Consider the following 21,219-nt stretch of genomic DNA (forward strand, 5'->3'; position numbering starts at 1 on the left):
CGCCCGGTTACATTCCGAACCCGGAAGCTAAGCCTTTCAGCGCCGATGGTACTGCAGGGGGGACCCTGTGGGAGAGTAGGACGCCGCCGAACAATCTTTCATGGACCCCTGGTCCAGCGTTCACGCTGGACCAGGGGTCTTTTTTGTTTTTCGCCTTTCCCTTTGAAGCGCGTCCGATCGCCGGCTGCGTGAGAATGACTGTGGTACCCGAAGACAGGAGCCGTGCCGATGTCCCCCAACTCTCCCGACGACCGTCCGGAGCGCGAATCACGTCGTAGGGACGGTGGTGGTGACCGGAGCGGTTCCCGTGGCGGTCGTGACGATCGTGGCGGTGGCCGTCCCTCCGGCGGCGGTCGTCCCGCTGGCAAGGGCGGTGGTGTCGGTGACTACGTGACCCGGGGCGACAACCGTAGTGGTGGTCGACCTTCCAGCGGCGGTCGTCCCACGGGCAGTTCGGGCGGTGGGGCTCGTGGGCGTGATGAGCGTCCGTCCTTCCGCCGTGACGACCGGCCCAGTGGTCCGCGTCGGGATCGTGACGACGACCGCGGTGGCAGGCCCAGCAGTGGTGGTCGCCCCACCGGGGCTGGCCGTCCCACCGGCGGTGGCCGTCCCGCAGGAGGGGGTCGCCCTACCGGTGGCGGGCGTCCCACTGGTGGTGGCCGTCCCACCGGCGGTGGATTCCGCGGACGGGACGAGCGTCCCAGTCGTCCGCGTCGTGATGACGACCGTGGTGACCGTGGCGGTCGTCCGGCCGGTGGCGGGGGCCGCCCCGCCACTGGTGGTGGATTTCGCGGGCGCGACGAGCGTCCCAGTGGCCCCCGTCGTGACGACCGGGGCGGGCGTGATGAGCGTCCCTCGTTCCGTCGTGACGACCGGCCCAGTGGTCCCCGTCGGGATCGCGACGACAACCGCGGCGGAAGGCCCAGCAGCGGTGGTCGCCCCAGTGGTGGCGGCGGCTACGGCCGACGTGACGACCGCGAGCGTGGCGGGTACCGGGGGCGGGACGAGCGGGACGATCGCGGGGGTTACGGGCGTCGTGACGACCGGGAGCGCGACCGGGACAGGGAGCCCATCAAGCGGCTGCCGATCCCGGAGGACGTCACCGGCGAGGAGATCGACAAGGCTGTGCGGCAGGAGCTCATGAGCCTGCCCAAGACACTCGCCGAAGACGTCGCCAAGAACCTCGTCATGGTCGCCAACCTCATCGACGAGGACCCCGACCAGGCTTACGCCTACTCGCGCGTGGCGCTGCGGCTCGCCTCCAGGGTCGCCGCCGTACGGGAGGCCGCCGGCTTCGCCGCGTACGCGACGCAGAAGTACGGCGAGGCCCTGGCCGAGTTCCGGGCGGCGCGGCGGATGACGGGGAACGTCGACCTGTGGCCCGTGATGGCGGACTGCGAGCGCGGTCTGGGCCGCCCCGAGCGGGCCCTGACCATGGCCGGTGAGCCCGAGGTGCTGAAGCTCGACAAGGCGGGGCAGGTCGAGATGCGGCTGGTCGCCGCCGGCGCTCGCCGGGACATGGGCCAGATCGACGCCGCCATCGTGACGTTGCAGGGTCCCGAGCTGGGCTCGAACTCCGTACAGCCGTGGTCCGCGCGCCTGCGTTACGCGTACGCCGACGCGTTGTTGTCGGCCGGGCGCGAGGACGAGGCGCGTGAGTGGTTCGGCAAGGCGCTTGAGGCCGACAAGGACGGTGCCACCGATGCCTCGGACCGTCTGGCGGCTCTGGACGGCGTCCAGTTCGTCGATGTGGACGACGACGATGACGATGACATCGAGCCGGAGCCCGACAGCGACGAGTCCTGATCCGACGATCACCGCACCATGAACAGAGGGCGGCATTCCCACCGGGATTGCCGCCCTCTCTGTGTCCTCTTTGTCAGCCGTCCACGAGGCTCCTCAGCACCAGGCCCGTCGCCGGCTTCGGTCCGAACGAGGTCGACTTGCGCGGCATCGTGACCGCCTGGCGGGCCAGCTCCCGTACGACCTCTTCGCGCACCGGGTGCAGCAGGACCGCCGTACTGCCGTGGCGTTCCGCCTGGTCGACGACGGCTTGTGTGTCGTGGATGTACGAGATGTGATCGGGCGCGTCCGGGATCTTCCAGATGTGGTCGAGCAGAGTGAAGTGCAGCACGGTCGCGTCCAGGGCGCGCCACTCCGCCGGGCGGCCGGCCGGCACCGTACGGGCGAGGAGCGCCGCGTCGGGGCGGTCGACCAGATGGAAGCGGCCGTCGCCCGCCAGCAGAAAGGCGTTCCGGGGCCCGTCTCCTGCCCCGCCCCCGGTGACCGCTTCGGCGAGGGCCTCCAGGGCTTCCGGCAGCTTCCCGTCGAGCGTGCGGACCCGGAAGGCGCCCGGCGAACCCGGCACGCTCCGCAGCGCCGCCAGCGCGTCCGCGACCGGCAGCCGGTGCAGCAGCCGGTGGATCGCGCGGACCTGGAGGGGATACCGCGCGGTGTCGACCAGCAGGACCAGGCCGTACGCCCAGGGGCCGGCGGCGGACGGCGGGTGCTCCTCTCGCAGCCGCAGATAGGTCGCCCACCGGTGGTGGCCGTCGGCGATGAGCGCCTGACGGTCCGCCAGATCCTTGTTGATCTCCGCCAGTTCGGCGGGATCGGTGACCGACCAGAGGCGGTGGCTGAAGCCGTCCTCCGTTGTGGTGGACAGCAGCGGCTTCCGTCGCACGGCCCGTTCGATGACGGCGGTCGTGCCGGTCGCGCTGCCCTCACCGCGGTACGTGAGGAGCAGCGGCTCCAGATTGGTGGCGGTCTCCCGCATCAGGGCCGCCCGGTCCTCGACGATGTCCGGCATGACGTCCTCGTGCGGCAGCACGACACCCTCGTCGGGCGTGGACAGGGCCAGGGCCCCGATGACGCCGCGCTGGAGCAGGTCACCGTTGCGCTGCTCGTACACGTACAGCGCCGGTTCCGCGTCCGGGGCGAGGACGCCTTCCGCGAGCCAGCGCCGGAGTGTCTCCGCAGCCTGGCGGTGCCGGTCGGCGGCGGTCGCGGCCTGGGGCAGGATCAGCCGGACGATGTTGTGCGGGTCGGCCGACTCCAGGTGGTGCAGTCCGTCGGGCCGTACCACGACGTCGTACGGCGGCGAGGTCACCGCGGCGAGGCTGCCCACCCGTTCGGGGACGTAGCGCAGTCCGCGGAACGGGATCAGACGGAGACCTTTCCCTGCCGACCCTGTGGTGTTCATCAGGGCATCGTATGCGTGCTCGGGCATGAGCGATGATCGGGGGACGACGTCCGGTCATGGGGCGGAAGAGGAAACGGGAGACTGATGAGTCAGCCGAGCAGGACCAGGCCCGACGGCAGCGCGACGGCGCTCCACGAGGCGTACGACACGGCTCTGCTGGACCTCGACGGAGTGGTGTACGCGGGCGGCGAGGCCATCGACCACGCCGTCGACTCGCTGGTCACGGCCCGGGACGGCGGCATGCGTCTGGCGTACGTCACCAACAACGCGCTGCGGACCCCGGACGCCGTCGCCGCGCATCTGACGGAGCTGGGGGTGCCCGCCGAGCCCACCGAGGTGATCACGTCGGCGCAGGCGGTGGCGCGGCTGATCTCCGAGCAGGTGCCGGCCGGTGCGCGGGTGCTGGTCATCGGCGGCGAGGGTCTGCGGGTCGCCCTGCGGGAGCGGGGACTTGAGCCGGTGGAGTCGGCCGACGACGATCCGGCGGCCGTGGCGCAGGGGTACGGCGGGCCGGAGCTGGCGTGGGGGCGGTTCGCCGAGGCCGGGTACGCGATCGCGCGTGGGGTGCCGTGGTTCGCGTCCAACACCGACCTGACCATTCCGAGTGCGCGGGGGATCGCGCCGGGCAACGGGGCGGCCGTCGAGGTGGTACGGATCGCCACGGGCGCCGAGCCGCAGGTCGCGGGCAAGCCGCTGCCGCCTATGCACCGGGAGACGGTGCTGCGTACGGGGGCCAAGCGGCCGATCGTCGTGGGGGACCGGCTGGACACCGACATCGAGGGCGCGTTCAACGGTGATGTGGACTCGCTGCTCGTGCTGACCGGGGTGACGGACGGGGCGCAGTTGCTGGCCGCCGAACCGAGGCACCGGCCGACGTATGTGGACGCGGATCTGCGCGGGTTGCTGACCGGGCAGCCCGAAGTGGTGGTCCGGGACGGCGAGTTCGTCTGCGGCGGGTGGACCGCCGCCGTACGGGACGAGGCGCTGGTGCTCGACGGCGACGGCGACGGCGACGGCGCGGCCATGGACGGGCTGCGGGCGCTGTGCGCCGCGGCCTGGACACACGCCGGGGACGGTTCGTGCGCCCTGGACGGGGGCAAGCCGCTGGCGAAGCTCGGGCTGTAGCCGGACCCGGCTTCGTGAGGGCGGGGTGCCTACGCGTCCTCGCCCGAGCGCAGCAGTTCGTCCTCGGAGGTGCCGCGCCGCCAGTAGCCCGTGAACTTCACCGTCGCGCGGTCGAAGCCGCGTTCGCCGACGAGGTGTCGGCGTACGGCCTTGACGGTCGCCGACTCGCCCGCGAGCCACGCGTACGGCGTGCCGTCCGGCAGGTCGGCCGCGCGGATCGCCTCCTCGGTGGCGGGCGCGGACTCGTCCCGTACGAGCCAGGTGAGGTGCGCGTCGGCCTTGGTGGACAGCTCCCACCGGTCGGAGGCGTGCCGGAGCGCGATCCACACGTGCGCGGGGGTGCCCGGCGGCAGGGATTCCAGGATGCCGGCGACCGCGGGCAGCGCGGACTCGTCGCCGGTCAGCAGGATCCAGTCGGCGCCGTCCGGCGGGCGGAAGTCGTACGCCACGTTCTCCTCGTGGATCGGGGCGAGCACCCCGACCCGGTCGCCGGGCCCGGCGTTCAGCGCCCAGCGGGTGGCCGGGCCCTCGTCGGAGCCCGGCGCCACCTCGTGCGCGCCGGCTCCGGTGAGCAGCGAACGGCGGGTGAGAACCGGAAGGGGGCTGTTCATCGCGGCGTTTCCTCGGTGCTTCCCTCTTGAGGATCAAGTATGAGGGTAGGCTAACCTAACCCTCGTGTTGGTCGACAGTCCCCCCGAATCCGAAGTGAGCGCGGAGCCCGTACCGCTCACCGTGACCCGTAAGCGCCGTACGCTGCGCGCCGCCGGGCTGCTGGTGTCCGTCGGAGTCCTGCTGCTCGTCTGCGCCGCCGGTATCGCCGTCGGTGCCAAGTCGATCCCGCTCGGCGATGTATGGCACGGTCTGTTCCACGACTCCGGCACCGGCAACGACGTGATCGTCGTCGACGTCCGGCTGCCCCGCACGCTGCTCGGGCTGCTGGTCGGCGCCGCGCTCGGGCTCGCCGGCGCGGTGATGCAGGCGCTCACCCGTAACCCCCTCGCCGAACCGGGACTGCTGGGCGTGAACGCCGGAGCAGCCGCCGCGGTGGTCTCGGCCATCAGCTTCTTCGGCGTCACCTCCATCGGCGGGTACGTGTGGTTCGCGTTCGCGGGCGCCGCGATCGTCTCCGTGGTCGTGTACGCGCTCGGCGGCAGCCGCAGCGCAACCCCCGTACGGCTCGCCCTCGCCGGCACCGCCGCCGCTGCGGCGCTCTACGGCTATGTCAACGCCGTGCAGCTGCTGGACTCGGCGGCCCTCGACCGACTGCGCTTCTGGACCGTGGGGTCCCTGGCGTCGGCCGACATGTCGACAGTCGGCAAGGTGTGGCCCTTCATCGCCGTCGGCATCCTGCTCGCGCTGCTGATCGCCCGGCCGCTGAACGCGCTGGAGATGGGCGACGACACGGCGAGGTCACTGGGCGCCCATCTGACCCGTACCCGCGTCCTCGCCATGGTCTGCGTCACGCTGCTGTGCGGCGCGGCGACCGCGGCCTGCGGACCGATCGTGTTCGTCGGGCTGATGGTGCCGCATCTCGTACGGACCATCACCGGGCCGGACCTGCGGTGGATCCTGCCGTACGCCGCCGTGCTCTCGCCCGTGCTGCTGCTGGGCGCCGATGTGATCGGGCGGGTCGTCGCGCGGCCGGCCGAGGTACAGGTCGGCATCGTCACCGCGATCGTCGGCGGACCCGTCTTCATCCAGCTCGTACGGCGCAAGAGGATGGCCCAGCTGTGAACGTCCGGAACGGCGTACGGGCCAGCCCCGTACGGACGCGCCCCGCCCGGGGCGCCACGCGTGCGATCCGCACAACCGGCGGTCTCTCCCTGCGGCTCGACGTCCGCTCCGGCCTCGTCGTCCTGCTGCTCGTCGCCGCCGTCTGCGCGATGTCCGTGATCCTCATCGGACAGGGCGACTTCACGATGTCGCCCGGTGACGTCGTCGCGACCCTGCTCGGAAACGGCACGGCGGCACAGGAGTTCATCGTCCAGGACCTGCGCCTGCCGAGGATCCTGGTCGGCCTGCTCGTGGGTGCGGCGCTCGGCGTCGGCGGCGCGGTGTTCCAGTCCATCTCCCGTAATCCGCTGGGCAGTCCGGACGTGATCGGCTTCGGACAGGGCGCGGCCGTCGGCGCGCTGAGTGTGATCGTCCTCCTCCACGGCGGCTCGGCCGCCGTCGCGGGCGGCGCCGTCGTCGGCGGTCTGCTGACGGGCGCGGGAATCTATCTGCTCGCCTGGAAGCGCGGCGTGCACGGCTACCGGCTGGTCCTCATCGGTATCGGTGTCGCCGCCATGCTCACGGCGGTCAACCACTACCTGATCACCAAGGCCAGCCTGGTCGACGCCACGCGCGCCGTGCTGTGGATGACGGGATCGCTCGACGGCCGGGACTGGGCACAGGTCTGGCCGCTGCTCGCCGTCTGCGCCGTACTCATCCCTCTGGCGCTCGTGTACGGACGGCCGTTGCGCATGATGGAGATGGGTGACGACGCCGCGTACGCGCTCGGTGTACGGGTGGAGCGCACACGGATCGTGCTGATGGCCGCGGCCGTACTGCTCGTCTCCGTGGCGACAGCCGCGGCCGGCCCCATCACCTTCGTCGCCCTCAGCGCGCCGCAGCTCGCGCGCCGGCTGACGCGCGCGCCAGGACCCAACCTCGGCCCCGCCGCGGCGATGGGAGCTCTGCTGCTGCTGGTCGCCGACTGGACGGCGACGTCGGCGTTCGGCGACCGTCAGCTGCCGGCGGGTGTGGTGACCGGTGTGCTCGGCGGCTGCTATCTGCTCTGGCTGCTGGTCACCGAGCGCAGAGCGGGCCGTATATGAGCGCCGACGTCCCGGCCCGTGGCCCCGCTCCCGTTCGAGTCCCCGTTCCCGTTCCCGCTCCCGCCCCGAGCGTTTCCCCGAGTCTTCTCACCCCCAGGAGTACGACCATGCAGCGCCTCACGGCGGAAACGGTGACCCTCGGCTACGACCAGCGGGTCATCGCCCGCGATCTGTCGGTCGAGATCCCCGACAACTCGTTCACCGTGATCGTCGGCCCCAACGCCTGCGGCAAGTCGACCCTGTTGCGCGCCCTGTCCCGGATGCTCAAGCCGTCCGAGGGCCGTGTCCTGCTCGACGGCGCAGCGATCCACTCCATGCCCGCCAAGAAGGTCGCGCGGACGCTGGGGCTGCTGCCGCAGTCGTCCACCGCGCCGGACGGCATCACCGTCGCCGACCTGGTCGCCCGGGGGCGCTATCCGCACCAGGCGCTCCTGCGCCAGTGGTCCAGGCAGGACGAACGAATAGTCGAGGAGTCGATGGCGTCCACCGGCATCGGTGAACTGGCGGATCGCTATGTCGACGAACTGTCCGGCGGTCAGCGGCAGCGGGTCTGGATCGCCATGGCGCTCGCCCAGCAGACCCCGCTCCTGCTCCTGGACGAGCCCACGACATTCCTGGACATCCAGTACCAGATCGATGTCCTCGACCTCTGTGCCGATCTGCACGAGACCCAGGGCCGTACGCTCGTCGCCGTCCTGCACGACCTCAACCACGCCGCCCGCTACGCCACGCACCTCATCGCGATGCGTGAGGGCGAGATCTACGCCGAGGGGCCGCCGGCCGAGGTCGTGACCGCGGAGCTGGTCGAGCGGGTCTTCGGGCTCCGCTGCCAGGTCATCGACGACCCGGAGACGGGCACCCCGCTGGTCGTCCCCGCCGCGCGCAGGGCGCGGCACACCGTGCCGGTGGGACTGTCCAAGTGAGCTGTACGCGCCGCCCGCCGCGCGCACCGGGCGGCGGCTGGTTCAGAGCAGCGAACGCAGCCGCAGCAGATCGCGGAAACCCGCTTCGAGTCTGACCCGCCCCGAGCCCCACGCCTTGGCGAAGTTCAACTCGCCGTCAACCATGGCCACCAGATCGTCGCCCGCCATCGCGAGCCTGATCTGCGCCTTCTCACGCGGCGGGCCCTCGTGGGTGTCCAGCACCTCGATCCGGCCCTCCTCGATCCGGCCGGTGAAGGTCGCGTCGAGGTCCGTTATGTGGCAGCTCAGCGAGCGGTCGAAACCGGCCGCCCCGCGGATCCCGTGGTCCGCCCGCGCCATGTTGTCCGAGAGCTTTTCGAGTGCGCTGCGGCACTCCTCCTTCGTCGCCATCGTGATCGACGGTACCCCAGGGCTTCGCGGTAGCGTCTGGGCATGAGCGACGAGACGGCGGGCCCGGCCGACGAGCAGCGGGCCTCCCCTCCCCCCGAGCCGGAGCCGCAGCCCAGGACCGAGCCCGAGCCCCCCGCCCCGGCCCACGACCCCGCGGCCCCCTCACCTCTCGGCATAGAGCGGGTCCCCACCGGCAATCCCGAGGTGGACGAGAATCTGGCCAGACTCGGCGACGCGGACCACCTCCCGGCGGACGGTCACCTCGACGTGTACGAGGATGTGCACCGGGGCCTGCGCGACGCGCTCACCGCGCTCGACGTACGTCCCGGACCAGGCCAGGCCGCCCCCCGGCCCGGCCCCGCGCAGCCGTACGACCACAGGAGCTGAACCGAACGTGGCAGGAGTGGCACGCCAACGCCTCGACGCCGAGCTGGTACGCCGCAAACTCGCGCGCTCCCGTGAGCACGCGACCCAACTGATCGCCGCGGGACGGGTGACCGTCGCCGGCGCCACCGCGACCAAGCCGGCCACCCAGGTCGAGAAGAGCGCCGCCGTGGACCACGCCCATGACGCCGACGACCCCGGTTACGTCTCGCGCGGCGGGCACAAACTCGCGGGCGCCTTCGCCGCCTTCGTACCCCAGGGCCTGCGGGTCGAGGGGCGCAGGGCGCTGGACGCGGGAGCGTCGACCGGCGGCTTCACCGATGTGCTTCTGCGGTCGGGGGCCCGGGAGGTCGTCGCGGTGGACGTCGGATACGGGCAACTCGCCTGGTCTCTGCGGAGCGATGAACGCGTCACCGTCAAGGACCGTACGAACGTACGTGAGTTGACGCTGGAGATCATCGAAGGAGAGCCGGTGGACCTGATCGTGGGTGATCTGTCGTTCATTCCGCTGGGCCTGGTGCTGCCGGCGCTGGCGCGGTGCGCCGCGCCCGACGCGGACCTGGTCCTGATGGTCAAGCCGCAGTTCGAGGTGGGCAAGGAACGCCTCGGCAGCGGCGGCGTCGTGCGCAGCCCGCAGCTGCGGGCCGAGGCCGTACGGACAGTGGCGCGCAAAGCGGCGGAACTCGGCCTCGGGACACGTGGCGTCACCGCGAGCCCGCTGCCCGGACCCGCCGGGAACGTCGAATACTTCCTGTGGCTCACCGCCGGGGCGCCCGATGTCGACCCGGCCGATGTCGACCGTGCTGTGGCGGAGGGACCCCGTTGACGACGAACGCAGAACAGACCGAGCGGACCGGTGCGGAACGACGCACGGTCTTCCTGCTGGCCCACACCGGCAGGCCCGCCGCGATCCGCAGCGCCGAACTGGTCGTGCAGGGACTGCTGCGCAACGGCCTCGGTGTACGGGTGCTGGCCGCCGAGGCGGCCGACCTGCCGCTTCCGTCGGCCGTCGAGACCGTCCCGGAAGACGCGTCCGGCGCGCTGAACGGCTGTGAACTGCTGATCGTGCTCGGGGGCGACGGCACGCTGCTGCGCGGCGCGTCCTTCGCGCGCAGCTCGGGTGTGCCGATGCTCGGCGTCAACCTGGGCCGGGTCGGCTTCCTCGCGGAGGCGGAGCGCGACGACCTCGACAAGGTCGTGGACCGGGTCGTGACCCGCGCGTACGAGGTCGAGGAACGGATGACCATCGACGTCCTCGTGCACAGCAACGGCACGGTCGTGTACGAGGACTGGGCGCTCAACGAGGCGGCCGTGCAGAAGGTGTCGCCCGAGCGGATGCTCGAAGTCGTCCTGGAGATCGACGGGCGGCCGGTGACCGGCTTCGGCTGCGACGGCATCGTGTGCGCGACCCCGACCGGTTCGACGGCGTACGCCTTCTCGGCCGGCGGTCCTGTGGTGTGGCCCGAGGTGGAGGCGCTGCTGATGGTGCCGATCAGCGCGCACGCGCTGTTCGCCAAGCCGCTGGTGACGTCGCCCAAGTCGGTGCTCGCCGTGGAGGTGCAGCCGCACACGCCGCACGGGGTGCTGTGGTGCGACGGCCGCAGGACGGTGGAGCTGCCGGCGGGTGCCCGGGTGGAGGTACGGCGCGGTGCGGTCCCCGTACGGCTGGCACGCCTGCACCAGGCGTCCTTCACCGACCGGCTGGTGGCGAAGTTCGCCCTCCCGGTGGCGGGGTGGCGCGGGGCGCCGCACTGAGCACTGCCCGGCGGACCGGACCAAGACCATGTCCGCCGGGCGTCGCCGTGTCGCCAAATCCGTATACCGCTTCCGCCGTCACACACCGCCACGTCGTCGTGCCGCCATGTCGTCACGGGGCGCGAGATGAGCGGATCGCGCCCCCGCGAGCGCCTCCGGGATCGAACCGGAGGGCGGGGGCCGTCGCACACGGGGCTTCGGACCTCGTAAGGTCGTGTCCGTGTTGGAGGAGATGCGGATACGGTCGCTCGGGGTCATCGACGACGCGGTTGTCGAGCTGTCGCCGGGGTTCACCGCGGTGACCGGCGAGACAGGCGCGGGCAAGACCATGGTCGTCACGAGTCTGGCGCTGCTGCTCGGCGGTCGCGCCGACCCGGCGCTGGTGCGGATCGGTACCAAGGCCGCGGTGGTGGAGGGGCGGCTCACCATGTCCGCCGACGCCCCGGCCGCCCTGCGGGCGGAGGAGGCGGGCGCCGAGCTCGACGACGGCGCGCTGCTGATCAGCCGGACCGTGTCGGCCGAGGGGCGCTCACGCGCCCACATCGGCGGACGTTCCGTGCCGGTGGGCGTGCTGGCCGAGCTGGCGGACGACCTCGTCGCCGTACACGGCCAGACCGACCAGCAGGGTCTGCTGCGGCCCGCTCGGCAGCGGCAGGCGCTCGACCGGTACGCGGGGGACGCGGTCGCGGCCCCGCTCGCCAAGTACACCGAGGCCTACCGGCGGCTGCGGACCGTCGCCGCCGAGCTGGAGGAGCTGACCACCCGCGCCCGCGAGCGCGCGCAGGAGGCCGACCTGCTGCGCTTCGGCCTGAACGAGATCGCCGCCGTCGAGCCCCTGCCGGGCGAGGACACCGAACTGGCCGCCGAGGCCGAACGGCTCGGCCACGCCGAGGCGCTGGCGTCCGCGGCGGCCCTCGCGCACGCGGCGCTCGCCGGTGACCCCGAGGACCCGTCGGAGGGCGGCGACGCCACGACGCTCGTGGGCGGCGCGGGACGGGCCCTGGACGCCGTACGGTCCCACGACCCCGCTCTCGCCGTACTCGCCGAGCGGATGGGCGAGATCGCGATCCTGCTGGCGGACGTCGCCGGTGAACTCGCGGGTTACGCCGACAACTTGGACTCCGACCCGCTGCGCCTCGCGGTGGTCGAGGAGCGGCGGGCCGCGCTCACCGGGCTGACGCGCAAGTACGGCCAGGACATCACCGGAGTCCTCGCCTGGGCACAGGAGAACGCGGCGCGGCTGACCGAACTCGAAGGCGACGACGAGCGGATCGGCGAGCTGACGGCCGAGCACGCCACTCTGCTGGGTGAACTGTCCGTCCTGGCACAGGCGTTGACCGACGCCCGGACGGAGGCGGCGGCGCGCTTCGCGGAAGCCGTCACCGGCGAACTCGCCTCACTCGCGATGCCGCACGCGCGCGTCTCGTTCGACGTACGGCAGACCGAGGACCCGGACGGTGTCGAGGTGGCCGGCCGGCCGGTGGCCTACGGCTCGTCCGGCGCCGACGAGGTCGAACTGCTGCTGGCCCCGCACCCCGGCGCCCAGCCGCGGCCGATCGCCAAGGGCGCGTCCGGCGGTGAGCTCTCGCGCGTCATGCTCGCGGTCGAGGTCGTCTTCGCCGGGTCCGATCCGGTGCCGACGTATCTCTTCGACGAGGTGGACGCGGGCGTCGGCGGCAAGGCCGCGGTCGAGGTCGGCCGCCGACTCGCGAAGCTCGCCAAGTCCGCGCAGGTGGTGGTCGTCACGCATCTGCCGCAGGTCGCGGCGTTCGCCGACCGGCAGCTGCTGGTGGAGAAGACGAACGACGGCTCGGTGACCCGCTCCGGTGTCACGGCTCTCGAAGGCGAGGACCGGGTACGGGAGTTGTCCCGGATGCTGGCCGGCCAGGAGGACTCGGAGACGGCCCGCGCCCACGCGGAGGAACTGCTGGCGACGGCCCGCGCGGACGCGTAGCGCGAGCCGCGCCGGCGTCGGCCTCGGTGGCGGGCCGCACGGGCGGCGTACGGCCTCCGCGCTCCGGCCGGTACCGTAAGTGGGGCGCGCCCTGACGTCACTCATGTGAGTGATATCGGGCGGGTAGTCGCACCGATCGACACACCCGCCGCGCCCCCTCGGTGCCGGAAGGTCCGTACCGGCTGGCATCCTTGGGGACGGCACACACCACCGGAAAACAGGAGCCTTGACCACGTGACACAGCTGCGTACGGTCCAGGTCCTCGGCGGTGGCAGTGCGGGCAGCAGCGCGCATGTCAGATCGCTGGCGGCCGGACTCGTCGCCCGTGGTGTGCGTGTCACGGTCTGTGCGCCGGACTCTCTGGAAGCGATCTACGACTTCCGGGGCTGTGGCGCCGACCATGTGCCGGTGGCCCGGCGCGGGGACCCCGTCTCGCTCGGGGCACTTCGGGCCGTCTGCGCCACCGCCGACGTGGTGCACGCGCACGGACTGCACGCCGCCGTACGCGCGGCGGTCGCCCTCGGTGGCCGGCGCGTGCCGCTCGTCGTCACCTGGCACACCCGCGTACACGCCGACGGGCCGCGCGGCCATCTGCTCCGGCTTCTTGAGCGAAGAGCCGTCAGGGCGGCGGCAGTTGTCCTCGGCGCCTCGTCCGAGCTGGTCGACCGGGCCCGCGAGCGCGGCGCCCGTGACGCGCGCCTCGCGCCGGTCGCGGTCCCGGCCCCGCGCGGGGCCCCGGCACGCGGCGAGGACGAGGGATACGACGCGGACGACAAGGCCCGCGCCGAACTGGGCGCGATGGGGCGGCCGTTGCTGATGGCGGTCGGCAGCCTCGTACCGGGACGGGGTTACGGCACCCTGCTGGACGCGGCGCGGACCTGGCGCGGTCTCGATCCCGTACCGCTGCTGGTCATCGCGGGTGAGGGCCCCGAACGGGCCCTGCTCCAGGGGCGGATCGACAACGAGGGCCTGCCCGTCAGCCTCGTCGGCCGGCGCGACGACGTGAGCCGGCTCCTCGCCGCCGCCGACATCGCGCTCCTGCCCAGCCGCTGGGAGGCCCGCTCGCTGCTGGCCCAGGAGGCGCTGCGGCTCGGCGTCCCCCTGGTCGCCACCGCGGTCGGCGCCGTACCCGAACTCGTGGGCGACGCGGCGGAGTTGGTCCCGTACGGTGACGCCGCCGCTCTCGCGGACACGGTGAACCGGCTGCTGGCCGACCCCGGACGGCGGGCCGAACTCGCGGCGGCCGGGCCGGTCCGCGCGGCGACGTGGCCGACGGAGGACCACACGATCGCCCAAGTCCTCAGCGTCTATGACGAGTTGGCGCAGTCGCCGCCGAGGTGACGCAAGTCCGGGTCACTCGCTTCTCGCTCAGCGCGTGTGGCGCCGCGCCCGCAGCGCCAGACTCAGGGCCAGCACCGTCTGCGGATCGTCCAGATCCGTGCCGAGCAGTTCGGAGATACGGGCCAGCCGGTTGTAGAGGGTCTGCCGGTTCAGATGCAGTTCGCGCGCCGTCTCCGCCTTGCGGCCCGCGTGGTCCAGGAACGTCGCCAGCGTCGGCAGCAACGGGGCGCGGGACGTGCGGTCATGGGCGAGCAGCGGGCCGATCGCGCGGTCCACGAACGCCGACAGGTCGGGATCGTCCCGCAGCCGCCACAGCAGCAGATCGATGTCCAGCCGCCTGGCGTCGTGCCACGGCCGCTCCGGCAGACCCCCGGCCGCCGCCGCGGTCTCCGCCGCGTGGCGCAGGCCCGCGCCCGCCACCGCCCAGCCACCGGGGACCCCGACGACCACCACGGGCCGGGGTCCGCCGGGACGCTCAAGTCCGGCCCGTGCCACGCCCGCCCGCAGCGCCCCGGCCACCCGGTCGGCCACCGCCGCGCGTTCGGACTCGGCGCGCAGCCCGATCAGCAGCGGGATCCGGCCCTCCACGGGACGTACGCCCAGCAGCACCGGCACCCCGAGAATCCCCAGCTCCTCCAGTACGGCCCGTGCCAGCGGCGCCCAGTTGCCCGACGGAGCGGGCCCGGGGCCCAGCCGCATCACCACCGGCAGCAACGGCCCCTCGCCCGGCCGGAATCCCAGCACCGCGGCCTGCGCGGGCGCGGCGTCCGCCGTGACACGGCCCTCCGCCAGATCGGTGAGGAAATCGCCCCGGCCGCGCGCGGCCAGCTCGTCCTCCTGGCGCGCCTGCATCAGGACCACCGCCAGGATGCCCGCCGCCCGCTCGGCCGCCATCCGGTGCACCGGCAGCAACGGGGCCGCCACCGGGGGCAGTACGAGCCGGGCCCGTACGGAACCGGCCCCGTGCCCGCCACCGGGTACGTCCACCAGCACCGTGCCTGCGGGCGGCCCCGCCTCACGGTCGGCCCGCCGCGCCCGCAGCCCCTCCCAGACCTGGAGCGGCTCCGCGGCCGTCGGGGCCCCCGCCGCACCGGCCGCCGCGTACAGCAACTGCCCTTCGGCGGTCTCCAGGAAGACCGGGTTGCCCGCGAAGTCGGCGAGGATACGCAGCACCTGGGGCACACCGCCCCCGTCGAGCAGCGCGTCCGTGCACCGCCGGTGGACCTCGTCGGCCTGCCGCAGCAGCGCGTAATGACCGTTGACGATCTCGGTGTGGACCTCCTCGGTCACCGAGACGAACGGCACCTCGCGGTGCAGCTGCACCAGCGGGAGTCCGGCCGCCCGCGCCGCGTCCACGACGGCTGCGGGCAGCCGCCCGAACCGCGGTCCCAGCTCCACCACCAGCGCGGCGATCCCGCGATCGGCGAGCCCGCGCACGAAGACGCGCTGCTCGGCGGGGCGGGAGCCAAGACCGATGCCGGTCGTGAGCAGCAGCTCGCCGCCCTTGAGCAGCGACGCGATGTTGGGCACCTCGCCCGCGTGCACCCAGCGCACGGTGCGGTGCAGCCGGTCCGCCCCCGCGACGACCTCCGGGAGCCCGGCGCGGAGCCCCGGCAGCTCCAGAGCCCGCCGCACGGTGATTCCGCCCTGATCGTCCATGGGGCCGGACGCTACCCGGCCCGCGCGTCCATGTCCGTCTCCGGACCCGCGGGCCGTGGGCCGCCTCCCGGCGTCAGCCGCCGTACGCTCCCGAAGCCGTCAGGCGCAGCGCCGTGTCGATCAGCGGGACATGGCTGAACGCCTGCGGGAAGTTGCCGACCTGGCGCTGGAGCTTCGGGTCCCACTCCTCGGCGAGCAGGCCGAGGTCGTTACGGAGCGCCAGCAGCTTCTCGAAGAGCTTGCGGGCCTCGTCGACCCGGCCGATCATCGCGAGGTCGTCGGCCAGCCAGAACGAGCAGGCCAGGAACGCGCCTTCGTCGCCCTCCAGACCGTCCACGCCGGCGTCGTCGCCCGCGGTCGGGTAGCGCAGGACGAAACCGTCCTCCGTGGAGAGCTCGCGCTGGATCGCCTCGATGGTGCCGATGACGCGCTTGTCGTCCGGCGGCAGGAAGCCCATCTGCGGGATCAGCAGCAGCGAGGCGTCCAGTTCCTTGGAGCCGTAGGACTGTGTGAAGGTGTTGCGCTCCTTGTCGTAACCCTTCTCACACACGTCGTGGTGGATGTCGTCGCGCATCTCGCGCCAGCGCTCCAGCGGGCCGTCGGCGTCGCCGGACTCGATCAGCTTGATCGTCCGGTCGACCGCGACCCACGCCATCACCTTCGAGTGCACGAAGTGGCGGCGCGGCCCGCGCACCTCCCAGATGCCCTCGTCGGGCTGGTCCCAGTGCGTCTCCAGATACTCGATCAGCTTGAGCTGGAGCAGCGAGGCGTAGTCGTTGCGGGCCAGGCCCGTCATATGCGCCAGGTGCAGGGCCTCGGTGACCTCGCCGTACACGTCGAGCTGGAGCTGGTGTGCAGCGCCGTTGCCGACCCGGACCGGGCCCGATCCCTCGTAGCCGGGCAGCCAGTCCAGCTCCGCCTCGCCCAGCTCACGCTCGCCCGCGATCCCGTACATGATCTGGAGATTCTCGGGGTCGCCCGCGACGGCCCGCAGCAGCCACTCGCGCCAGGCGCGGGCCTCCTCGCGGTAGCCGGTGCGCAGCAGGGAGGACAGGGTGATGGCGGCGTCACGCAGCCAGGTGTAGCGGTAGTCCCAGTTCCGTACGCCCCCGATCTCCTCGGGCAACGAGGTCGTGGGCGCGGCGACGATGCCGCCGGTCGGCGCGTACGTCAGGGCCTTGAGCGTGATCAGCGAGCGGACGACTGCCTCGCGGTAGGGGCCGTGGTACGTACAGTGCTCGACCCACTCCCGCCAGAAGTCCGAGGTCGCCTCCAGCGATCCCTCGGGGTCCGGCAGCGCGGGCGGCTGCCGGTGCGAGGGCTGCCAGCTGATGGTGAACGTGACGCGGTCGCCGGGGGCCACGGTGAAGTCGGAGTACGTCGTCAGGTTCTTGCCGTACGTGTCCGCCTCGGTGTCGAGCCAGATCGAGTCCGGCCCGGCGACGGCCACGGTGCGGTTGTCCACCTGGTGCACCCAGGGCACCACCCGGCCGTAGCTGAAACGCATCCGCAGCGCGGAGCGCATCGGCACCCGGCCGCTTACACCTTCCACGATCCGGATCACCTGTGGCGCGCCGTCACGCGGTGGCATGAAATCGGTCACTCTGACCGTGCCGCGCGGCGTGTCCCACTCCGATTCCAGGATCAGGGAGTCGCCCACATAGCGGCGCCGATCGGCCCGCGGGGGCTCGGCCCCCGCGGGGGAGGCCGGTCCGAGCCGCCAGAAACCGTGTTCGTCGGTCCCCAGCAGAGCCGCGAACACGGCCTGCGAATCGAAGCGGGGCAGGCACAGCCAGTCGACTGTGCCGTCCCGGCAGACCAGGGCGGCGGTCTGCATGTCTCCGATGAGTGCGTAATCCTCGATGCGCCCGGCCACGTGCATCTCCAGTCGAACGGCCACGTTCGCCCCGGGGGGCGATTACTGCGGTCAAGGGTCGTTGACGAGCTCTTTTTCCGGGAACACGGGCGGGGGTAGTGCCGTTTGCCGGCCGGACTCGGCAGCGAATGTCCGAGCAGGATACGACGCACTTCGGAGATCCGCGCAGGTGTCCAGGCAACACAAATGAGCCGAACGAGTTGGCCGACAGTGACACAACCCAAGCCGTCGCAGGTCCGATGACGTGCGGTAACGGGCCGACAACTGGCTGCCGACGGCCTGGTGACCGGGACGTGACCGCATGGTGACCGTGTGCTGATCATTCAGGCTCATGGGGTGATCAACTTGTGATCTTGGGCAGGGGTTGACGGACCGTCAAACACCCTTCGTGGATTGGCTGGAAAAGGTCTTTGCCATGGTGTCCGCGCCGGTTTCGCGGGCACCTCGTCACGAGGTGATTCCGGGGTCGCCGGCGGTCGCGTCCCGCGCGCGTCGCGAGGGCCCGCCGACCGGGCGCCGCGCCGCCCCCGCGCGGCCGACGCGAACGTCCCCCCGCCGTCGCTGATACCCTGGTGGCCCGTGGACGGATGGCCCCCCAGCACTTCTCAGGGGCCCCGAACCGCAGCGACGGCCGACCCCTCCAGATCCTCCGGTCTCACCGGTGATCCACCGACAGGGGCGCCGGCACGCACCTCAGACCGCGACCACGGGAGCACCGTCTTGGCCATGCCGAACCGATCCTCGACCTCCTCGACGACCAAGCACATCTTCGTCACCGGGGGCGTCGCCTCCTCCCTCGGCAAGGGCCTGACCGCCTCCAGCCTGGGGGCTCTCCTCAAGGCACGGGGCCTGCGGGTCACCATGCAGAAGCTCGACCCCTATCTGAACGTCGACCCGGGCACGATGAACCCGTTCCAGCACGGTGAGGTGTTCGTCACCAACGACGGCGCCGAGACAGACCTGGACATCGGGCACTACGAGCGCTTCCTGGACGTCGACCTCGACGGCTCGGCCAACGTCACCACCGGCCAGGTCTACTCGACGGTCATCGCCAAGGAGCGGCGCGGCGAATACCTCGGCGACACGGTCCAGGTCATCCCGCACATCACCAACGAGATCAAGCACCGCATCCGGCGCATGGCGACCGACGACGTCGACGTCGTCATCACGGAGGTCGGCGGCACGGTCGGCGACATCGAGTCGCAGCCGTTCCTGGAGACCGTCCGCCAGGTCCGCCACGAGGTGGGCCGCGACAACGTCTTCGTCGTGCACATCTCGCTGCTCCCATACATCGGCCCCTCCGGCGAGCTGAAGACCAAGCCGACGCAGCACTCGGTCGCCGCGCTGCGCAGCATCGGTATCCAGCCGGACGCGATCGTGCTGCGCGCCGACCGTGAGGTGCCGCTTTCCATCAAGCGCAAGATCTCGCTCATGTGCGACGTGGACGAGGCCGCCGTGGTCGCGGCGATCGACGCGAAGTCCATCTACGACATCCCGAAGGTGCTGCACACCGAGGGCCTGGACGCCTACGTCGTACGGAAGCTGGACCTGCCGTTCCGCGATGTCGACTGGACCATCTGGGACGACCTGCTGGACCGGGTCCACAACCCCGACCACGAGGTCACGGTCGCGCTCGTCGGCAAGTACATCGACCTGCCCGACGCGTATCTGTCGGTCACGGAGGCGCTGCGGGCCGGCGGTTTCGCCAACCGGGCGCGGGTCAAGGTCAAGTGGGTCACCTCGGACGACTGCAAGACGCCCGCGGGCGCGGCGCGGCAGCTCGGGGACGTCGACGGCATCCTGATCCCCGGCGGGTTCGGCGAGCGGGGGGTGACCGGCAAGGTCGGGGCGATCCAGTACGCACGCGAACAGAAGATCCCATTGCTGGGCATCTGTCTGGGCCTTCAGTGCATCATCATCGAGGCCGCGCGCAACCTCCTGGAGAACCCTGACGCCAACTCCACCGAGTTCGACGCCGCGACGGCGCACCCGGTGATCTCCACGATGGAGGAGCAGCTCGCGTACGTGGAGGGCGCCGGCGATCTGGGCGGCACGATGCGGCTCGGTCTCTACCCGGCGAAGCTCGCGGACGGTTCGATCGTGCGGGGCGTCTACGACGACCAGCCGTACGTGGAGGAGCGCCACCGGCACCGCTACGAGGTCAACAACACCTACCGCGCGGAGCTGGAGAAGAAGGCGGGCCTCGTCTTCTCGGGCACGTCCCCCGACAACAAGCTCGTCGAGTACGTGGAGTACCCGCGCACGACCCACCCCTACCTGGTCGCCACACAGGCGCACCCGGAGCTCAGGTCGCGTCCGACGAGGCCGCACCCGCTCTTCGCGGGCCTGGTCAAGGCCGCGGTGGAGCGGCGGCGGGACGCGTAGCCGCCGGACCCGAGGCGATAACGTTGACCGAGGTACGGCTATCCCGGCTTCCCGGGATCCGTACCTCGGTTTCCGCTGTGTGGGCGTGTGTGGAGGTAAGTTTCGATGGCCATCAAGGACACCCCCGAGGAGTGGCGGATTACCGCCACCGCGACGCCGTTCCGGGGCAACAAGACCAGCGTCCGTACGGACGACGTGGTCATGCCCGACGGCTCGGTCGCGCGCCGTGACTACCAGGTCCACCCCGGTTCGGTCGCGATCCTCGCCCTGGACGAGGCGGACCGCGTGCTCGTCGTCCGTCAGTACCGGCACCCCGTCCGCCAGAAGCTCTGGGAGATCCCGGCGGGCCTGCTCGACATCCCCGGCGAGAACCCGCTGCACGCGGCGCAGCGGGAGCTGTACGAGGAGGCGCACGTCAAGGCGGAGGACTGGCGGGTGCTGACGGACGTCTACACGACGCCGGGCGGCTGCGACGAGTCCGTACGGATCTTCCTGGCGCGGGACCTCTCCGAGGCGGAGGGCGAGCGCTTCGATGTCTCCGACGAGGAGGCCGACATGGAGCAGGCGCGGGTGGCGCTGCCGGAGCTGGTACGGGGGGTACTGGCGGGAGAGCTGCACAACAACGCGCTTGTCGTGGGCGTGATGTCGCTGACTGCCGCGCTGGCGGGGGACGGGCTGGAGGCGCTGCGTCCGGCGGACGCGGAGTGGCCGGCGAGGCCGTTCGACGCGTGAGGGCCGGCTCTCGGGTCTTCCGGTAGGACGAACTGCTGATCCGATTGGGGGATTTGTCGCCGTGCCCCACGGGGTCGGTCGCGCAGCGTGAACTAGGCTCGAATCACCCGTGCGGACATCCGCCGGGCTCGACTCGTGCGCACCCCGCCGGACGGGCGGGGGAAGGAGCGTGGCCGTGACGGACCAGGCGGTGGACGTGAACGGCGGCCCTGCCCGGTCGCGTACGGAACCCTCAACTCCGCCTGAGACGGCGGCACTTGACGCCACGTCGGCCGGTCCGGCGGCCGTGTCGGGTACCGCGGCTGTCGCGCCTGACGGTACGTCAGGGAGGCGGCCCGCCACCCGCCTACGGCCTGTCCCGGACCCCGCGCCGGCCGACGGCGACCCGTCGGCGACGCGCGCGCCGAAGGAGCCGCGCCCGCGCGCCGGCGACGGGAAGCCCGACAAGGCCGGAGCTGCCGGAGGTGAGCGCTCCGGCCCGCGCCGGGCCGAGGCCAGGACGGACGCGCGGGTGGACGCGTCAACTCCGGCCGGTGGCAGGGTTACCGCGGCCAAAACCGACGCACCGGCTCCGGTCCGCGACGCGAGGACGGTTTCCGACCGTGCTCCCGCGTCCGCGGCGCATGGCGCTCGCGCGGCGACCGCCGCTCCCGCGGCCGGGCGCACGGAGTCCG

General features: G+C 72.1%; 17 protein-coding genes, 1 rRNA gene and 1 pseudogene. 14 read left to right on the forward strand and 5 right to left on the reverse strand.

From position 1 onward, the window contains the following. Both rrf and ACFWV8_RS32025 read left to right on the forward strand, forming a co-directional pair. Positions 1 to 92, forward strand: a 5S ribosomal RNA gene (gene rrf, locus ACFWV8_RS32020); the annotation flags it as partial. A gap of 988 nt (positions 93 to 1,080) precedes the next feature. Next, complete coding sequence (locus ACFWV8_RS32025) at positions 1,081 to 1,806, forward strand: hypothetical protein (RefSeq protein ID WP_384212226.1); 726 nt, start codon at positions 1,081 to 1,083, stop codon at positions 1,804 to 1,806. A 73-nt stretch (positions 1,807 to 1,879) separates the two neighbouring features. Here the strand turns inward: ACFWV8_RS32025 and ACFWV8_RS32030 are convergent, their stop codons facing one another. Further along, the gene (locus ACFWV8_RS32030; protein ID WP_384212112.1) at positions 1,880 to 3,202 is read right to left on the reverse strand and encodes a DUF1015 family protein; all 1,323 of its coding nucleotides are present in this window, start codon (positions 3,200 to 3,202) and stop codon (positions 1,880 to 1,882) included. An 84-nt stretch (positions 3,203 to 3,286) separates the two neighbouring features. On the opposite strand from ACFWV8_RS32030, the gene ACFWV8_RS32035 reads away from it, so the two are divergent. Beyond that, positions 3,287 to 4,327: an HAD hydrolase-like protein gene (locus tag ACFWV8_RS32035; RefSeq protein ID WP_384212119.1), complete on the forward strand. Its 1,041-nt coding sequence runs from the start codon at positions 3,287 to 3,289 to the stop codon at positions 4,325 to 4,327. Between the two features lie 29 nt (positions 4,328 to 4,356). Here ACFWV8_RS32035 and ACFWV8_RS32040 read toward each other — a convergent pair whose 3' ends face one another. After that, positions 4,357 to 4,938, reverse strand: coding sequence for a siderophore-interacting protein (locus tag ACFWV8_RS32040; protein ID WP_384212125.1), 582 nt, complete (start codon positions 4,936 to 4,938; stop codon positions 4,357 to 4,359). Between the two features lie 64 nt (positions 4,939 to 5,002). On the opposite strand from ACFWV8_RS32040, the gene ACFWV8_RS32045 reads away from it, so the two are divergent. The 3 genes from ACFWV8_RS32045 (at position 5,003) to ACFWV8_RS32055 (ending at position 8,069) form a co-directional block, all read left to right on the forward strand. Next, entirely contained in the window at positions 5,003 to 6,061 is a 1,059-nt protein-coding gene (locus ACFWV8_RS32045) for a FecCD family ABC transporter permease (protein ID WP_384212131.1), read from the forward strand. Then, positions 6,058 to 7,146, forward strand: coding sequence for a FecCD family ABC transporter permease (locus tag ACFWV8_RS32050; protein WP_384212136.1), 1,089 nt, complete (start codon positions 6,058 to 6,060; stop codon positions 7,144 to 7,146). Before ACFWV8_RS32045 ends, ACFWV8_RS32050 begins: the two co-directional genes overlap by 4 nt. A 107-nt stretch (positions 7,147 to 7,253) precedes the next feature. Next, complete coding sequence (locus tag ACFWV8_RS32055) at positions 7,254 to 8,069, forward strand: ABC transporter ATP-binding protein (protein WP_329389381.1); 816 nt, start codon at positions 7,254 to 7,256, stop codon at positions 8,067 to 8,069. A 42-nt stretch (positions 8,070 to 8,111) separates the two neighbouring features. Here the strand turns inward: ACFWV8_RS32055 and ACFWV8_RS32060 are convergent, their stop codons facing one another. After that, positions 8,112 to 8,459, reverse strand: a complete 348-nt coding sequence (locus ACFWV8_RS32060) for an SCP2 sterol-binding domain-containing protein (protein WP_329389383.1) — start codon at positions 8,457 to 8,459, stop codon at positions 8,112 to 8,114. 42 nt (positions 8,460 to 8,501) lie between these two features. Here ACFWV8_RS32060 and ACFWV8_RS32065 point away from each other — a divergent pair, with 42 nt between their 5' ends. The 5 genes from ACFWV8_RS32065 (at position 8,502) to ACFWV8_RS32085 (ending at position 13,893) form a co-directional block, all read left to right on the forward strand. Further along, a complete protein-coding gene (locus ACFWV8_RS32065; protein WP_384212149.1) occupies positions 8,502 to 8,846 on the forward strand; it encodes a hypothetical protein in 345 nt (114 codons plus the stop codon). A gap of 7 nt (positions 8,847 to 8,853) precedes the next feature. Continuing rightward, positions 8,854 to 9,669 carry a TlyA family RNA methyltransferase gene (locus ACFWV8_RS32070; protein ID WP_384212155.1) on the forward strand — a complete coding sequence of 272 codons (816 nt, stop codon included), beginning with the start codon at positions 8,854 to 8,856 and terminating at the stop codon, positions 9,667 to 9,669. Continuing rightward, entirely contained in the window at positions 9,666 to 10,598 is a 933-nt protein-coding gene (locus ACFWV8_RS32075) for an NAD kinase (RefSeq protein WP_384212160.1), read from the forward strand. The genes ACFWV8_RS32070 and ACFWV8_RS32075 overlap by 4 nt, the downstream gene beginning before the upstream one ends. Before the next feature lie 214 nt (positions 10,599 to 10,812). After that, a complete protein-coding gene (gene recN / locus ACFWV8_RS32080) occupies positions 10,813 to 12,552 on the forward strand; it encodes a DNA repair protein RecN (RefSeq protein WP_384212165.1) in 1,740 nt (579 codons plus the stop codon). 234 nt (positions 12,553 to 12,786) lie between these two features. Further along, positions 12,787 to 13,893, forward strand: a complete 1,107-nt coding sequence (locus ACFWV8_RS32085) for a glycosyltransferase family 4 protein (protein ID WP_384212172.1) — start codon at positions 12,787 to 12,789, stop codon at positions 13,891 to 13,893. Between the two features lie 27 nt (positions 13,894 to 13,920). Here ACFWV8_RS32085 and ACFWV8_RS32090 read toward each other — a convergent pair whose 3' ends face one another. Together ACFWV8_RS32090 and ACFWV8_RS32095 are read right to left on the reverse strand one after the other, a co-directional pair. Next, the gene (locus tag ACFWV8_RS32090) at positions 13,921 to 15,552 is read right to left on the reverse strand and encodes a PucR family transcriptional regulator (RefSeq protein WP_384212175.1); all 1,632 of its coding nucleotides are present in this window, start codon (positions 15,550 to 15,552) and stop codon (positions 13,921 to 13,923) included. A gap of 73 nt (positions 15,553 to 15,625) precedes the next feature. Next, the gene (locus ACFWV8_RS32095) at positions 15,626 to 17,434 is read right to left on the reverse strand and encodes a glycoside hydrolase family 15 protein (RefSeq protein ID WP_384212229.1); all 1,809 of its coding nucleotides are present in this window, start codon (positions 17,432 to 17,434) and stop codon (positions 15,626 to 15,628) included. Positions 17,435 to 18,154: 720 nt separating this feature from the next. Between ACFWV8_RS32095 and ACFWV8_RS32100 the strand changes: the two genes are divergently transcribed. The 3 genes and pseudogenes from ACFWV8_RS32100 to ACFWV8_RS32110 form a co-directional block, all read left to right on the forward strand. Next, entirely contained in the window at positions 18,155 to 19,813 is a 1,659-nt protein-coding gene (locus tag ACFWV8_RS32100; RefSeq protein WP_384212178.1) for a CTP synthase, read from the forward strand. Positions 19,814 to 19,918: 105 nt separating this feature from the next. After that, positions 19,919 to 20,545, forward strand: coding sequence for an NUDIX domain-containing protein (locus ACFWV8_RS32105; protein WP_384212180.1), 627 nt, complete (start codon positions 19,919 to 19,921; stop codon positions 20,543 to 20,545). A 175-nt stretch (positions 20,546 to 20,720) separates the two neighbouring features. Beyond that, positions 20,721 to 21,219: pseudogene (locus tag ACFWV8_RS32110) on the forward strand (hypothetical protein); the annotation flags it as partial.

It is taken from the genome of Streptomyces sp. NPDC058665 (assembly GCF_042714995.1).
In the GTDB taxonomy this organism is placed as follows: Bacteria; Actinomycetota; Actinomycetes; order Streptomycetales; family Streptomycetaceae; genus Streptomyces.